Genomic DNA, 16,474 nt, shown 5'->3' on the forward strand with positions numbered 1-16,474 from the left:
AATACTATTTTTGGAAGGTGTGATTAACATTAATTAACATGCAATGTAGAAAATTCTTGTTTTTTTTCAATATAAATTACATTTTCATAAAATAATCGGGTATAAGTAGTGTTTTCACCAGTTTATACAGCTTCTCTAAACCTCCTGTCTTACACAATGGCTGAAGCAGCTACTCAAAAACAGCTTTTACTCCTCCTAATTAACACTAAACTCTTTTTCTGCCCAAAAATGCTACAGTTCAAATTGTATCCTATATTTGTTTGAAGCAACTGTAAAGTTTTGTTTAATAATAATTTAAACTGCATATTTTTAAAGGTGTAAAATACACATTTTATAACATGAAGTACTTAAAAGGCTTTTTTTTCTTCTCTTTTTTATGTCTTCTCTCGTGTGAAGAAAAGCAGACAATGCCTGAAATCATTCAGAGAACGGCTGAAGAACAATTTTACATTCCAGAAAACATTTACGCCTCTTCTATACGCATTGCTTATTTTGACAGTCTCTCCAGAATAGCTCCAAAAGGCCAAAAAGAAAGATTTAATCTCAAAAAGGCAGATGCATTATTATATGCAGGCCGCACGGTAGAAGCCATAAAGATTCTGGAGGATTTATGGGCAAAAAGCAATAGAAGCGCCTTGCGGTATGAACTGGATGCACATGAAGAAGAAAAAATTGGTCCACTACTGGCTGTTGCCTATATGCGCCTGGGAGAGCAACAAAACTGCATTCATCATCACAAAGCTTCAGCATCCTGTATCATCCCAATTGATCCTGAAGGATATCACCAGGCACCAGAAGGCTCAAGAAAGGCTATTGCTCTTTATGAGAAATTTTTAAGTCAGGATTATCATGATTATAGCAGTCGGTGGCTTTTAAACATCGCTTATATGACCCTCGGAGAATACCCTGAAGGTGTTCCTGAAAAATGGCTGATCCCGGAAAGTGTGTTTGAATCTGAATATCCATTGAAGAAATTTGAAGACATCGCTCCAAAACTTGGACTAAATGTAAATGATCTTTCGGGTGGAAGTATAGTAGATGACTTTAATAATGACAACCTGCTGGATGTGCTTGTTTCCAGCTGGTTCCCCTCAGGGAAGCTTAATTTTTTCATCAATGATGGAAAAGGTGGTTTTATTGAGAAAACTTCAGCCGCAGGTTTAGAGGAAGTCCAGGGCGGATTGAACATGTTGCAAACCGACTATAACAACGATGGATTTATAGATGTATTGGTTTTACGTGGTGCCTGGATGGAAAAATTGGGCAAACACCCAAATTCCCTGCTTAGGAACAACGGGGATAATACATTTACAGATGTAACCATAGAAGCAGGCCTGCTTTCTTTTCATCCTACCCAAACCGCCACCTGGGCCGATTTTGACAATGATGGATGGATAGATCTGTTTATTGGAAATGAGTCGGGTAAGGATAACTTTCACCCTTCAGAATTTTACAGGAATAACGGGGACGGCACCTTTTCAAATCAAACCGCCAGCGCAGGATTGAGCGTAAGTAATGAACAAGAATCATACTTTGTGAAGGGAGTAACCAGTGCAGATTTCAACAATGACGGGTGGATGGATATTTACATTTCCACCCTTCATTCTTCAAGAAATTTGTTGTTTATAAACAAAGGAATAGACAAAAAGGGTAATTTAAAATTTAAGGAAGAAGGGGCTCAAAGGGGATTGGAGGAAAAAATCTCCAGTTTTCCTACCTGGTCTTTTGATTATAATAATGATGGCTGGGTAGACCTATTTGTGGCCGGGTATAGAAGAAGTAACTTCTACAACATAGTTCCCGATATTGTTAGCGATTACCTCAAAGAACCTAATAGAGCAGAAACTATGCGGCTTTATCAAAACAATAACGGCTCTTTTACCAATGTTACTTCGGAAGTTGGCCTGAATAAAATAGGCTATGCCATGGGCGCCAATTATGGGGATCTGGACAACGATGGTTACCCGGACATCTATTTGAGTACCGGGGAAGTTAGTTTTGAATCTATAATCCCAAACCGGGTTTTCCGAAATGATTCCGGAGAAAAATTTCAGGATGTCACTACTGCAGGAGGCCTGGGTCATGTGCAAAAAGGACATGCCGTTTCCTTTTCAGATATCGATAACGATGGGGACCAGGATATTCAGGTGGTCCTGGGAGGAGCCTATGAAGGGGATAACTTTTTCAATTCGGTTTATTTAAATCCTTATCAGGATGAGAACAACTGGATCACCTTAAAACTGGAAGGAACAAAGGCCAACAGGGCAGCAATTGGCAGTAAAATAGAAGTGACTGTTATTGAAGATGGCAGCTCCCGCACAATTTTTCATACGATAGGTTCCGGAGGTAGTTTTGGAGCCTCTACATTGAGAGCACAAATTGGACTTGGAAAAGCTTCGGAAATAAAAGAGGTGAAAATTAAATGGGCAGGCAGTGGCACTACCCAGGTATTTACAAATCTTAAACTCAATTCTTTTTATAAAATAACTGAAGGAAATTCTGAAGCACAAGAACTGCATCTAAAACCTATAGTGCTTTAAAAGAAAGATCTTTAGCATATATACAAAAAAATACCCGTCAAAAATGGCATTTTTGACGGGTATTTTTTTCTTCTTCAAGAAATTCCCAGTACGCCCCGGGCTATTCCTCAAAATTCGTTTATCTTATTATTCTTTGCCAAGCATAAAAGAAGCCTTTAAAGTTTCAACAGAATTCCCACCGACAAATACTTCAAATTCTCCCGGTTCCACCACATATTCTCCCTGATTATTAAAGAAGCCTAACTCAGCTTCGGTGAGGGTGAAATTCACAGTTCTTTTTTCGCCTTTTTTAAGGTCTACCAATTCAAAACCTTTCAGCTCTCTAACAGGCCTAACTGTGCTTCCGTAGAGGTCTCTAATGTACAGCTGCACTACTTCTTTCCCGTCATAATTTCCGGTATTGGCAACATCAACAGAGACCTGCACCTCCCCGCCCATTTCAAACTGCTCTTTGTTGAGCTTGAGGTTATCATATTTAAAAGTAGTATAGCTTAAGCCGTATCCAAACGGATAGAGCGGCGTATTCTCAACATCCATATAATGCGACCACCATACCATGTCTGCTCCCGGATTGGGATCTTCAGGTCTGCCGGTATTTTGATGATTGTAGTAAATTGGCGTCTGACCAATATTTCGAGGGAAGGTCATTGGTAACTTCCCGCTGGGGTTGTAGTGCCCGTAAAGCACCTGTGCAACGGCATTTCCTGTTTGGGTACCTAATTGCCAGGCCTCCACTATTGCAGGAATGTTCTTTGCGGCCCAGTCTATAGCAAGCGGTCTACCGTTGTTTAAAACTAAAACTACATTTTTATTGGCTGCAAAAACCTCTTCCAGAAGTTCCTGTTGTACGCCCGGAAAGTCAAGATTTGTACGGCTTCTGCCTTCCCCACTTTGGAATCCATGTTCCCCAAGAACCATCACTACTACATCGGCATTCCTTGCGGCTTTAACAGCTGCCGGGAAGCCACTTTTATCTGTAGTATTGAATCTCACTTCAGTTAAAAAAGACTCTGCTCCCACTACCAATTGTGCTCCCTGTTCAAAAGTCAATTTATTCCCCTTATACTGCTGCATACCTTCAAGAACAGATATGGCAGTATTATCATCTGAAGCTATTCTCCAGCTCCCAAGCGGACTGTTCTTATCGTCGGCAAGATCTCCGATCAAAGCAATTTTTTGTCCATTTTTCTTCAGCGGAAGTAGATTCCCTTCATTCTTGAGAAGGACGATCGATTTTTTTGCCATGTCCAGAACAGCTTCATGGTGGGAGGAACTACCCACAACTTCTTTTTCCCGCTGCGCATCAAGATACCTGTATGGATCATCCATTAACCCCAGCTCATATTTTACCCGAAGAATTCTTCTTACAGCATCATCTACAAGAGATTCGTCCAGTTTTCCTTCATTCACCAGGCCTACAATCTCATTCACATATGAATATGCCTCCATATCCATGTCTACCCCTGCTTCCACGGCTTTTTTAGCAGCCATTTTTTCATTTTTTACAAAGCCGTGAACCACCATTTCTTCAATAGAAGCATAATCTGAAATCACAAAACCATCAAAGCCCCATTTCCCTTTAAGGATATCCCTTAGAAGAAATTCATTCCCAGTCACCGGGATCTCGTCCAGGGTATTAAAACCTGTCATAAAAGTTCTCACTCCCGCTTCTTCGGCAGCTTTAAAAGGTGGCAGGATCATATTGTATAAGGTTGACATCCCAATATCGGCTTTATTGTATTCCCGACCAGCTTCAGCGAATCCGTAGCCGGCAAAATGTTTTGCCGTGGCAGCAACAGTAAGCGGATTAGAAAGATCATCCCCCTGGAAACCTTTTACTCTTGCAGCGGCGATCTTACTCCCCAGATACGGGTCTTCTCCCCCACCTTCCATCACACGACCCCAACGGGCATCTCTGGAGACATCTACCATTGGTGCAAAAGTCCAGTTGATCCCTGAAGCAGCAGCTTCGGCAGCACCAACCTCAGCCGATCTTCTTATAGCCTCCATATCCCAACTGGCAGCTTCGGCAAGCGGAATAGGGCTCAATGTTTTATATCCGTGAATAACATCAAAACCAATAATGAGCGGAATTCCCAGTCTGGATTCATTCACCACGATCTCCTGAACAGCCCTTACCTGGTCTACACCACGCACGGTCAACATTGAACCAACCCGGCCATTTCTTAAATGTTCATATTTTAAAGCTGCATCCCCGTCTTTTGGCGCAGGCCCGGTAACTTCCCAAAACCCGTTGTACTGATTCATTTGCCCGGCTTTTTCCTCCAGGGTCATGATACTTAGCAAAGAGTCGATTTTCGCTTCTATACTATCGTTGGGTTGTGAATTGAGCTTCATATTACGATCTTGTTTTATGGAAAACCCTGTAAGTATCAATACTGATACAAGTAGCAGGGCAGTGGATGTCATTTTTCTCATGTTAAAAAAGTTTTTTTAGTTTAAATTTTTGAGAATCAGGAAGAAGCACAAGTAACCAATCATTACCTCTACCAGAAGTTGGTGGTTTAAAAATACCATTTTTAAAACTCTTCCCGGCTAAAATTTCTTCAGTTATCCCCTGGCGCGGATTAAACCAATAGGCATTTGATCCCAGAAAATTTAATTCCTGAAGATCTACCTCTATAGACCGACCTTCCGGCGAATAGAACAACGCAAAGTCTGGTGCCTGTGAGGCCAGGATGTAACCTTCATCTTGAGGATTGGAACCTGAAATAAGTTCGGGTGCCGGAACCATATTCTGCCATTCCAAAGAGGAAAATAGTTCCCGCAGATATTTCATTTGTTGTGCACCCGGAAGATTAAGGGCTGTTTTCCAGCCAAGCCTAGCCTCTAAAGATGGTATTTTGCCCTGATCGTACATTTGCCAGATATCGTTACTACCATAAGTATAACCTGCCCCACCTCCTAAAAGGCTCCAATATGCAGAGACCCTCACATCTGTCTCATCCAGCCGGCCGAAATCTTTGTTTTCCCAAAACCGGTCCGGGATATCCTCATATCTGGCTTCTCCATTGATAACAGGTCTCTTGATATTTTTATCCCTGCTTCTTTCAGAATATTGATATTCTTTAGCAGTGCTGGAATGCCCACTTTGATACATATCTATATCCAGCCAACTCTCATCTACAAAGTCTGAAGCCAGTTTTGCTCCCGAAGGATGATAGCTTATCAGGTGATTCTTATCCTCTTCTGAAATGCCCTGGGCAAGTGCCCGGATGATCTCAAAGTGTACATTCTTTTCAGGGATCCTGTCTCCCCCCAATATCCATATGATGTTTGGATAGTCTTTATATCTCTTACCCAACAATCTACCATATTCCCTGGCATTTTGAGGTGTGAAAATTTCCGGACCCACACCCCATCTTTTATTGAACTTGTCTCCCCAGGCAGGTAAAAGCCCCACGTAAAGACCATGTTTTTCTGCCTCTGATATTACAAAATCCAGGTATTTAAAATATGCTTCATTTAGCCGGGTAGGATCCTTATCAATTAAGGGTTTATCGCCATTGGCATTGGGAGTATTAAGTCCGTCCATTTCTGCTAAGATCACCGTTTGTATGACAGTGAACCCTTTTACCTCCCGGTTTTCTAAATATTTTTTCACCTCCTCACGATCGAGACGATGAACCAGCTCCCAGGCAGTATCTCCCAGCCATAAAAAAGGATCTCCTCCTGCAGTCTCAATATAAGATCTGTCTTCACTTAGCTTCAGGAAAGGCAGCTGTTGTGCAGTTAATTGCAAACCTAAAAACAAAACAGGTAAAAGTGACAGTAAACTACTTTTACTGTATTTAAAAGGTATTGAAATGACATAGCAGGTTATCATCTTTTACTCTATTTAGAGCGTCTAATCTTGAACAGCTTCTGGATTAATCATTTTATTGTAATCTCTGATCAATTTGAGAGTAGATTCATCCTGTGCAAAAACCGTATTTAATCCTTGTGGTTCTTGTGGCGGATCTCCACTGAAATCGTCTCCCACTTCCCATTTTCCACGTTTCTGGTCAGTTTTGGCAAATCCGCCAAAGCCCCAGAAATTTGCTCCTGCTAATTGCCCCTTCTCATTATGGCTTTCCTTCAGCTTTAAAAATAAGGCTTCATAAAATTCATTCCTATTCTCTACAGAGGCAGTTAAAGCCAAACTTTCTTTTTCTCTAGGAAAGCCAAATTCTGAAAGAACAATAGGCTTATTCAACATTTGAGCTACTTCTACATGCTCACTAATATAATTGTAAGCATTATCAATAGAAACTTTTAAACTTCCTTTTTCATTTTCAATATCATACCAGCCCCAATTCTTTGGCCACATATGAGCAGTTAAATAATCTATCTTTGGGTTGGAATGCAAAGATTCATACTCATTGAGGTCCTGAAGATAACTGGCTTTCCCCTCGGCTCCTGTAGAGATAAGAGTATTTTGATCCAGATTATCCAGAAGGTCAACCACTTCCTTTAACCAGATTCTAAATGGCTGCCTGTCCTCTTCAGTAAAAATTCGAGGCTCATTAGCTACCTGCCATGACATGATGGTAGTATCATCTGTATATTTTAAGCCGGTGTACTGATTTGTTCTACCCACAATAAATTTCACGTGATCTATAAAAGCTTCCCTACAAGGGGTACAGGTGTGAAATTGTTGGGTGTACTGAAAATAATCTTCCCAGGAATATTTATCAAGGAATGGGTTGGCAACTTCTCCATATCCATTCCATTCAAGATAGGCTGACATTCCGCCTGACCATATCCAGTTATTGTTTAAATAAAGTACAGCATACATTTCTCTCTTTGCCATTTCGGCTAAAAGGAAATCAAGACCATCGAGCAGGTCCTGATTATACTCCCCCTGCTGGGGCTGCAATGCAGGCTTGACTTGAAAATCCTGAGTACCACCTTCTGCCCCAACAAGGATCCTCAAGTTATCAATACCCTGGCTTTTCATAAGATCAAGCTCTTTGATGAGTCTTTCTCTATCTCCAATATTTTGGGCTCCTATTAATGGTCCATACCAGTAATTGGCACCTATAAAATAGTAAGGTTCACTGCCTTTGTAAAAGATTCCATCTTTAACACTAATTGGAGCAGGTCTTTTTTCTACATTTTTTCCACTACTGCAGGATATAAGAATAACTGAAGCCAGTGTTAACAAAAATATTTTTTTCATCTTGATCTATTAAAGTTTTAATTGGGTAGATTATACATATTTGGCATCTCATGAAGTAAGAGAGGTTCCTCTTTTTGAACGAATTTGAGAAAGTCTTCTTCACCTTCAAGTCCCGGCACCGGTACAGTGTAAACATTTTCAGAATTCTGCCAGAACATTACAAAACCAATCTGAACGTCATTGTCTGTAAGAACGTTATAAAGATTCTCAGAATAAAAATTGAGCGGTAAGGAACTATCTGGTATAAACAACCCGGTTTCAGTCATGGCTGCAATTTTGACTTTATCTTTTGCGAGCTCTGAAATCATTTTCAGTTTTGCATTTGCAGCTGAAAGTTTTGATGCATCCCCGGGAAGAAAATCGCCGTAATTATCCATTCCCAGTATATCTACGTATTCATCTCCCGGATATCTTTGCAAGTAAGTAGTGGCTGTTGAGTAAGAATTATCGGGTGCATAGGCGTACAGAATGTTGTGTACATTAAGTTCATCTTTCAAGAAATCTACAGTGAACTGCCAAAGGGTTTTAAACTCCTGAGCGGTAGAATAAGGAGCTCCCCACCAAAACCATCCACCGTCAAATTCGTGGAAAGGCCTAAAAATTATAGGTATTAATTTCCCGTCACTCCCCTTAAGATTTTTAACTACTTCAGCAATCTTCTGAAGTTTTTGTTTGTAGTGTTCATGATTAGCTCCACCAGGCAGTATGCTCTTAAAAGCATTAGCCTTTTGAAAGTCGGTCATTTCCACGGTATAAAAATGGTCTCCTTCATAAGGCTCACGTAAATGCCAGGTAAAATGGTTGACCATTCCTTTGTTGTAAGAATCTACAGCATCTGCTATAATTTGTTGCTCTTGTTGATAGAACCAGTTATCTGGCTGCCCATTATTATTTTTATCTGTTATAAACATAAAATCTGACCCCAATAAACCTGGATCACTGCCTGTGAGTTTTTTGATATCAGAATCTCCTGCATTATTTCCGTAGAAGGCATTGAACGCATCCTGTTGTCCTACTATAAAATTAGTTCGTGAAAGATTTTTTAAACGATAAAAGAAGGCGACAGTCTCTTCAGTAGCCGAGGCATCAACCATATAGGTTCTTGTATCTTCAGGCTGAAGAACAAAATCCTCCTCTTCAGGTGGATCAACGGGATCTACAGGATCTACCGGGATGGGATCAGGGTTTTGAATTGGATCTTCATCTTTGCTACAACTCGCGAAAATCAAAGACATAAACATGTACAAAAGAACTCTCTTCATAGTTTATTTTGTTAAGATGAGACACGCACGTGAATTGTGGTAAGGACATTTCCACATGCCCAGTTTATCTTCCTGCGTATAAGGTTGAAGGTTTTTATCGATTCTAAAGAACCATTCTCCGTTTTGATGGTCTATAATGTGCTTTTGTGTAAAGGTCCAAATATCAAAAATCGCATCTTTAAACTTTTCCTCTCCGGAAATCTGATATGCATATTCCAGTCCTACCATAGCTTCGGCATGAGGCCACCAATGCCGGTCTAAATCTGTTTTCCCGGAGTCCAGATCCTTCTCATTGATTACTCCCTGTTTTTGAACATGGGCTTCTTTTAAAAAAGTTTCTGCCACAGGTACAGCAATATCCTGAGTCCTTTTGATCAAATCCTCATTTCCTGAAGCTTTTGCAGCTTCGATCATTAACCAGATTGCTTCAATATCGTGACCGTAGGAAATCACATTTCCTTCCCGGTTCCACTGATTATCAAAAAAGAGCTGAAAATGCTGATTTTTGGGATCATAGAATTTCTGAAGAAAAAGTTCAATCAGATTGTCAAGAGCTTCTTTGACAGCTTCAGATTTTGTGATTTTATACAGTGTGGTGTAAGCTTCAAGCACATGCAAATGAGTATTCATTGTTTTGGCTGAGTTCTTATCCTTCTCACTGAGCCTCATGTCTTCTATGGGAGACCAATTCTCCTGAAAAGCTTCTAAATAGCCATTAAATTCCTTCTTTCTAGCATGTTGCTCTACCAGTTCAAATAGTTCAACTGCCCAATTTTTGGCATCTTCAGCTCCTGAAAGAATGTAATATTCAGAAAGCGCATAAATAGCAAAGGCCTGTGCGTAGATCTGCTTTCTTTTATTAAGAGGTTTACCCAGGGCATCCAACTCCCAGTATACCCCTTCAAAAATGTCATCTCGAAATGCCTTTTTTAGATACCCGTAAGCCCGATCGGCCAATGACCTCAAGTCTCCAAATTTTTCTCCTTTCTGATTAGCAACGGCCGAAAAAGTCCAGAGTATACGGGTGTTAAGAATTACTCCTTTGGAAGCTCCAACAACTTCTTTATTCCAATGATCTCGCTGACCTACAAATCCTCCATTCTTTTCATCAATGCTGAACTCCTTCCAGTACATCAGAATATTTTCCAGTTCTGCAGAAAGTTCAGCCTTGAGTTGTGATGTGGAATTTGTCATTACTCCAATTCTTTATTCCTATTTATTAATTCTATTATAGTATCTACCGATGCTTTTGAAGTTAAACCGTCCTGCGGAGTATTCATTACATAGTCCAGCAACTTATCGACTGAAGAAACTGCCACATGGCTTCGGGTATCGGAAGAAGCATAGTAAATGAAAACTTTACCATCTTCATCTTTGATCCAGCCGTTTCCAAATAACACATTAGGGACATCACCAACAGTCTCTTCATAATTTGGTGCCATAAAATAACCGGCAGGTTGATGTATTACTTTAGAAATATCCTGAAGATCGGTCATGAACAAGTAAAGCGTATACCTTAAACCTCCAGCTGTGTTTCTTACACCGTGAGCCAGATGTAGCCAGCCTTTTTCGGTCTTAATAGGTGCCGGTCCCAGACCGTTTTTTAGCTCGTACACGGTATGGTAGATTTTATGGTTGATGATCTTTTCATCTTCTAAAACAGGATTTGTCATATCTAAAATATACCCCAAACCTATACCACCACCTTTTCCAACTTCAATAAAACCATCCTGTGGTCGGGTGTAAAGTGCATATTTACCATTCACAAATTCGGGATGCATGACTACATTTCGTTGTTGACCGGAATTGGAAATAAGATCGGGCAATCTTTCCCAGTTTAGAAGATCTTTGGTTCTAACAATTCCCGCATTCGCAACTGCTGCGCTCGTATCGGGATTGGATTTATCTTTTCTTTCTGTACAGAATATACCGTAGATCCATCCATCTTCATGCTGCGTAAGCCTCATGTCGTAAACATTGGTGTCGGGCTCTTCTGTTTGTGGCAGTTCCACAGGTTTGTCCCAGAACTGGAAATTATCAACGCCATTAGGACTTTCGGTCATTGCAAAATAAGATTTGCGATCGTTACCTTCCACTCTTACTGCCAAGACATATTTCCCGTTCCACTTTATAGCGCCCGGGTTAAAAGTGGCATTTACCCCAATCCTTTCCAGACCAAAAGGATTGGTTTCAGAATTAAAATCATACCTCCAGTGAAGTGGTGCGTGAGCTGCTGTAACAACGGGATTTTTATAGCGCTGTACAATTCCATTAGATTGTTGAGAAGGTATATTAGGAATTTGAATAAACTCTTTATGTTCTCTTATGAGTTGCTCGTATTGAGGTATTTTACTCATTAATTCTTTTTGTTTATTTGATGACATTTTTTGTAGGGTTATTTAATATTTACTCCAGTTTCTTTTTTGATATGGTCCCACCAGTTTTTCTTCAAGATGAAAACACAGATCACGAGTACTGCAATTGAAATTATCATTGAAATATTTTCATGTAAAATGAGGTAAAGTGGAATGAGTACCAGAACAGTTTGTGCAATTACCCCTATTAAAACATTAAACATGTCTCTTGAGAAATTCTTGTTTCGGGTTACTTCAGGATTCTCCTGTTTTACTTTTTCCAGAATAGGCTTCCAAAATCCCCATGGTCTTGTCTTCACGTAGAAATCTTTAAGAATTCGCTCATCGGTTGGAGGAGCGGTGAAAGTTCCAATGATGCTTCCAATAATGGAGATTAGCAGAATGACAGGAAAATAATAGAGATCGAGAGTATCGGTGATGAGCGGGAAGATCATAGCCGGAACAATACCGGAAACCATTCCCCAGAAATAGCCTTCACCATTAAAACGCCACCAGTACCATTTAAGGGTATTCGAAATAACATAGCTACCATAAAGTGCTGAAACAATCCATTGTAATATAGAATTAACATCAAGCACAAAGAAGCCCAGGATGATACTTATAAGGACAACCACCATTCCACTGCCATAGTTCATTTTCTTCACTTCCTTCTGGGAAGCATGAGGTTTATGTCTCAAGTAGATATCATTAACGAGGTATGCCTGAGCAGCATTGAGAGTACCGGCAAAAGTAGACATGAAAGCAGCCAAAAGTCCTGCCAGGAGCAAACCAAGCAGCCCTACCGGCACGAATTGACCAATTGCTGCAGGCAAGATCTTCTCAAAGTCGAGAATACCCGCAGTTTCAAGTCTTAGGTCATCATAAAAAAGAATGGCGAGTACCGAAAAGCCCCCCACCATTAAATACCTTGTAGGAATTAAAGCTGCAATGGAGAACGCACTCATTTTGGCTGCTTCAAGAGGGCTCTTAGTGGAAAGAATTTTCTGCATATCGTAATTGGGTGCAGGCCCTGCTATGCTGGAAAGAATTCCTTTAAAGACCATTAACATAAAAAACAGTCCAAAAAGGGAATATTGGTCTGACGCAATTTTCTCATTGACTTCATCAATAATTCCGGTCCAGTCAATATCAAGTTCCCATCCAAATAAGGGGTTCATCCATCCCTCGGGGACATTCATACTTCCCTCTCCCATCGCCTGCCATGCAATTACTGCAATAGCAATTGAGGAGACTGTCATAATTGAATACTGCAGAAGATCGGTCCAGACTATTCCCGACATCCCTCCTAAAACTGAATAGAAAACAGCGAACATTGTAAAGATCACACCGTAGAAGTGCGGAATATATTCAGCAGGAACATTAAAGGGAACGTAGGCCGAAACCATTTCCCAGGGAATAAATATTTCTACAAATTTCCCCAATCCTATAAACCCGTAAGCTAAGAATCCAAGGCAGCTTAAGATGGCAAAAATGACAATTATGGTGTGAGATCTATTTCCACCCTGACCTTTACCAAAGCGAAAGTGTATCCACTCTGCACCTGTAGTTACCTGTGACCTACGAAGCCAGGTGGCCAGAAATACCATTAAAAACACCTGATTAAAGACAGGCCACAGCCAGGGTATCCAAATACTTTTTAACCCATAAACAAAGGTGAGTGTTACCAGCCACATTGTTCCAGAGATATCGAACATTCCAGAAGCATTGGACAGCCCCAGCATGTACCAGGGCAGATCTTTTCCTCCTAATAAATAGTCATCTTTACTCTTTTGAGCTTTTTTCCTCAATGCCAGACCAATTAAAATGGTACCAACCAGGTAAGCTAAAATTATCGCAATATCTAAACCTTGTAACATAGGGGGGCTCTTCAATTAATTAGTAGTTAATTCCTTCACCTCATCCAGAAAAATGATCTCTTCGAGTTCAGCAAATTCCTTAAAGTTCTCTTCTGAAATTTCACCGGGATATGTAGAAAAATAATGGGATGGCCGTGCATTTCTCCAAAGTAACATCCATGCGGCGCCCGAATCTTTAATCCCGGGATACAATGTCTGAGTCCACCAAAGAGGATCTTCTCCGAAATTATTATTCCCGGTTTCGGTGAGCGCAAAAGGTTTATTGGCTAATAATGCCTTTTCTTTTACAATTTCTAAATTCCTCTTCACATCTTTGGTAAAAGCTTCATTACAGCTGTGGTTATAGATGTCAACCCCAAGAATATCCACAAAATCATCTCCGGGATAATATTTCTCAAATTCTTCCTCACTACCAATGGTGTTAGGAGAATAGGCATATAATAAGCTATGTACGTTGTTTTCCTTTAATAATTGTTGAGTCTCCTTCCATAGCTGCTTATAATCTTCTGGAGAGACATTGTCTCCGCCCCACCAGAACCAGGAACCATTCATTTCATGAAAAGGCCTAAATACTATGGGTATAACATTACCTTGTTTATCTTTCAGAGAATTAAAAAATTCTGCCAGTCGTTTTACCCAAAGAACATACATGTCTCTTTGCTCCCCTCCTTCTAAAACTGCAGGAACTGCCGGGGTTTTATCCCAGGAACTTCCACCGGTCACAGGATTATCCAGATGCCAGCTCATTGTTATTATAGCACCCTTGTCGTATAGCTTCTGAATGTGATTTCGCATGAGATCAAAAGAAACTGTATCAAGGTTATGAACCTTTCCAAGTTCTATATGCCCAATATCATAACCATGAACTACAGGTAAAGCACCTACTACTTTCTTAATATCACTTTTTAAGACTTCAGAGTTTTCATCGTGCTTCCAGCCAATCCCATAGGCCGTAGCATCCTGATGACCAAATGCAATTGCTTTCCTGGAAATTCTTTGAATGTTATGGTAAAGCAATTTAGTAGAATTTGTTGCCTGGATATCTGAAACTTTAATTGCGTTATAATCTATACCTGATATAGATTTACAACCAACATTCTGAACTAAAAGGGATAAAACTATAAGGTATTTGATAAAATCCTTTATGCCTGGTGTAGATTTCATACTTCTGTTTTGACAAAATATTTTATATTAATAAATATTGGCTTATCTTTAACTACCAGAATTTGATAATCCCATTTATAAGCACAAAAAATTATGATGTTCAAATTTACTCCAGCAAAAGGATATTGGTTAATATGATTTTGTCATTTAATAATGAAATTTTTTCCAGAACACAAAATTTAGAATAAATGACTGCACAAGCTCATAGGGAAATCACCCCCTTATCCCCTGAAGATAGTTTTCTTGTTTTTGATAGAATTAAGGATGATTTCGATTTTCCAATACATTTTCATCCAGAATATGAAGTGAATTTTATTCTGAACGGGAAAGGAGTGAGAAGAATTATTGGTGACAGCATGGAAGATATAGAAAACATTGAACTGGTTTTGGTAGGGCCTAACTTGCAGCATGGCTGGGAACTTCACAATTGCAGCAATAAGAACATTCATGAGATAACCATACAATTTCACAATGACCTTTTTGACGAGAGACTCTTGAGCCGAAGAATAATGAAGCCTATTAAAGATATGTTTGATCGTTCTGCTCATGGAATACTTTTTTCTGAAAAAATATCACAAGAGGTAACTCCAAAAATTTTACGCCTCTCTAAAATTGACAGTATTGATTATTTTCTAGAGTTAATTTCCATTCTTCAGGATCTGGCGATCTCCAGAAATCAACGTTTGCTTTCTTCCTACACTTCAGATAATAAAAATTTTGAGAACAGCGATAAAATCAAGATTATTTATGAATATGTTCAGGAGAATTATCAAAATAAAATTTCACTAAACAAGATCTCTGAACTAGTTAACATGAGTCCTGTTTCCTTCAACCGCTTCATTAAGAAAAGGACAGGTAAGACATTAATAGAATATGTGAATGACACTCGTATAGGTTTTGCTTCCAGATGGTTAATAGAAAAAGATCTAAGTATTGCAGAGATAGCATTTAAATGTGGCTTCAATAATATAGCCAACTTCAACAGAGTGTTCAAAAAGAGCAAAAATTGCACTCCTTCCCAATATCGAGAGGAATTTAGCGGAATAAAAAGAGTACTCTAAGCCAATTTATTTCTATTATGAAAAACTTAAAACTACTTTCTCTTCTCCTGATCCTATTTTCTTTAAACAACAACTGTTCCTCAAAAAAAGAAATTCAGAATTCACCTGAAGAAAATGTTACTCCCGTAGCCACCCATTCGCAATTAAAAGTAAAAAATGGACAAATTGTTGACGCTTCAGGCCAACCTGTACAATTAAAAGGGATGTCCTTGTTTTGGAGCCAGTGGCAATCACAATATTATAATCGCGAAACTGTAGAGAATCTCGTAGCAGGATGGGATATTCAACTCATAAGGGCAGCCATGGCGATAGAACATGAAGGATACCTTGACCACCCGGAGAGGGAAAAGGAAAAAGTTAAAAAAATAATAGAAGCAGCAATAGACCTGGATATTTATGTAATTGTGGACTGGCATGATCATCATGCTGAAGATCATTTGATAGAAGCCCAACAGTTTTTTTCTGAGATAGCGAAAGAATATGGAAATTACCCAAACCTCATTTATGAGATTTACAATGAACCTCTTGACGTCTCCTGGCCACAAGTATTGAAACCATATCATGAAAAGGTTGTAGCTTCTATTCGCCAACACGACCCAGACAACATCATTGTCCTTGGTACTCCTAACTGGTCTCAACGGGTAGATATTGCTGCAGAAGACCCGGTAGAAGGAGAGAATTTAGCCTATACACTTCATTTTTATGCCGGGACGCATCGACAGGAACTTAGAAATACAGCCTTAACAGCAATAAACAAAGGCTTAGCCATTTTTGTTACTGAATTTGGAACTACAAATGCCAACGGAGATGGGCCTGTTTACAAACAGGAAACGGGGGAATGGATGGATTTTATGGAGCAACACAATCTATCATGGGCTAACTGGTCTATAGCCGACAAGGATGAGTCTTCTGCAGCGCTTCTACCCGGGACCAAACCTTCAGAAATAAACCAGGAAAAGAATATTTCAGCTTCAGGAAAACTGGTGAGATCACATCTAACCTCCCGGAATTAATCCCTCTTAAAAAAGTCTTTT

The 16,474-nt window shown here is 39.7% G+C and carries 11 protein-coding genes; 3 read left to right on the top strand and 8 right to left on the bottom strand.

What is annotated here, in order from left to right; all coding sequences use genetic code 11:
• Positions 1–407: 407 nt before the first annotated feature.
• On the top strand, positions 408–2,540 hold the full coding sequence (locus OQ279_RS00430; RefSeq protein ID WP_266067776.1) for a CRTAC1 family protein: 2,133 nt from the start codon (positions 408–410) through the stop codon (positions 2,538–2,540).
• Between the two features lie 126 nt (positions 2,541–2,666).
• Here OQ279_RS00430 and bglX read toward each other — a convergent pair whose 3' ends face one another.
• From bglX to OQ279_RS00470, 8 genes are read right to left on the bottom strand one after another with little or no spacing between them, the layout of a single operon-like run.
• Positions 2,667–4,979, bottom strand: coding sequence for a beta-glucosidase BglX (gene bglX, locus OQ279_RS00435; RefSeq protein ID WP_370866480.1), 2,313 nt, complete (start codon positions 4,977–4,979; stop codon positions 2,667–2,669).
• Position 4,980: 1 nt separating this feature from the next.
• Positions 4,981–6,387: a glycoside hydrolase family 140 protein gene (locus tag OQ279_RS00440; RefSeq protein ID WP_266067777.1), complete on the bottom strand. Its 1,407-nt coding sequence runs from the start codon at positions 6,385–6,387 to the stop codon at positions 4,981–4,983.
• Between the two features lie 21 nt (positions 6,388–6,408).
• Positions 6,409–7,722 carry a glycoside hydrolase 5 family protein gene (locus tag OQ279_RS00445; RefSeq protein WP_266067778.1) on the bottom strand — a complete coding sequence of 438 codons (1,314 nt, stop codon included), beginning with the start codon at positions 7,720–7,722 and terminating at the stop codon, positions 6,409–6,411.
• 17 nt (positions 7,723–7,739) lie between these two features.
• Entirely contained in the window at positions 7,740–8,984 is a 1,245-nt protein-coding gene (locus OQ279_RS00450) for a glycoside hydrolase family 26 protein (RefSeq protein ID WP_266067779.1), read from the bottom strand.
• Positions 8,985–8,987: 3 nt separating this feature from the next.
• The gene (locus OQ279_RS00455; RefSeq protein WP_266067780.1) at positions 8,988–10,178 is read right to left on the bottom strand and encodes an AGE family epimerase/isomerase; all 1,191 of its coding nucleotides are present in this window, start codon (positions 10,176–10,178) and stop codon (positions 8,988–8,990) included.
• Positions 10,178–11,368, bottom strand: a complete 1,191-nt coding sequence (locus OQ279_RS00460; RefSeq protein ID WP_266067781.1) for a glycoside hydrolase family 130 protein — start codon at positions 11,366–11,368, stop codon at positions 10,178–10,180. Before OQ279_RS00460 ends, OQ279_RS00455 begins: the two co-directional genes overlap by 1 nt.
• An 11-nt stretch (positions 11,369–11,379) precedes the next feature.
• Positions 11,380–13,215, bottom strand: coding sequence for a sodium:solute symporter family protein (locus tag OQ279_RS00465; protein WP_266067782.1), 1,836 nt, complete (start codon positions 13,213–13,215; stop codon positions 11,380–11,382).
• Positions 13,216–13,230: 15 nt separating this feature from the next.
• Positions 13,231–14,379, bottom strand: coding sequence for a glycoside hydrolase family 26 protein (locus tag OQ279_RS00470; protein ID WP_266067783.1), 1,149 nt, complete (start codon positions 14,377–14,379; stop codon positions 13,231–13,233).
• 188 nt (positions 14,380–14,567) lie between these two features.
• Here OQ279_RS00470 and OQ279_RS00475 point away from each other — a divergent pair, with 188 nt between their 5' ends.
• Positions 14,568–15,440 (top strand): AraC family transcriptional regulator, encoded by an 873-nt coding sequence (locus tag OQ279_RS00475; RefSeq protein WP_266067784.1) that lies wholly within the window; start codon positions 14,568–14,570, stop codon positions 15,438–15,440.
• Positions 15,441–15,457: 17 nt separating this feature from the next.
• Positions 15,458–16,453: a glycoside hydrolase family 5 protein gene (locus OQ279_RS00480; protein WP_266067785.1), complete on the top strand. Its 996-nt coding sequence runs from the start codon at positions 15,458–15,460 to the stop codon at positions 16,451–16,453.
• Positions 16,454–16,474: the final 21 nt, after the last annotated feature.

Source organism: Salinimicrobium profundisediminis (genome assembly GCF_026241755.1).
Lineage (GTDB): Bacteria > Bacteroidota > Bacteroidia > Flavobacteriales > Flavobacteriaceae > Salinimicrobium > Salinimicrobium profundisediminis.

What these genes read in the sequence shown, in the direction of transcription:
- OQ279_RS00430 (WP_266067776.1), top strand. Translation starts at nt 408, where the DNA reads ATGCCTGAAATCATTCAGAGAACGGCTGAAGAACAATTTTACATTCCA.
- bglX (WP_370866480.1), bottom strand. Translation starts at nt 4,979, where the DNA reads ATGAGAAAAATGACATCCACTGCCCTGCTACTTGTATCAGTATTGATA.
- OQ279_RS00440 (WP_266067777.1), bottom strand. Translation starts at nt 6,387, where the DNA reads ATGATAACCTGCTATGTCATTTCAATACCTTTTAAATACAGTAAAAGT.
- OQ279_RS00445 (WP_266067778.1), bottom strand. Translation starts at nt 7,722, where the DNA reads ATGAAAAAAATATTTTTGTTAACACTGGCTTCAGTTATTCTTATATCC.
- OQ279_RS00450 (WP_266067779.1), bottom strand. Translation starts at nt 8,984, where the DNA reads ATGAAGAGAGTTCTTTTGTACATGTTTATGTCTTTGATTTTCGCGAGT.
- OQ279_RS00455 (WP_266067780.1), bottom strand. Translation starts at nt 10,178, where the DNA reads ATGACAAATTCCACATCACAACTCAAGGCTGAACTTTCTGCAGAACTG.
- OQ279_RS00460 (WP_266067781.1), bottom strand. Translation starts at nt 11,368, where the DNA reads ATGTCATCAAATAAACAAAAAGAATTAATGAGTAAAATACCTCAATAC.
- OQ279_RS00465 (WP_266067782.1), bottom strand. Translation starts at nt 13,215, where the DNA reads ATGTTACAAGGTTTAGATATTGCGATAATTTTAGCTTACCTGGTTGGT.
- OQ279_RS00470 (WP_266067783.1), bottom strand. Translation starts at nt 14,379, where the DNA reads ATGAAATCTACACCAGGCATAAAGGATTTTATCAAATACCTTATAGTT.
- OQ279_RS00475 (WP_266067784.1), top strand. Translation starts at nt 14,568, where the DNA reads ATGACTGCACAAGCTCATAGGGAAATCACCCCCTTATCCCCTGAAGAT.
- OQ279_RS00480 (WP_266067785.1), top strand. Translation starts at nt 15,458, where the DNA reads ATGAAAAACTTAAAACTACTTTCTCTTCTCCTGATCCTATTTTCTTTA.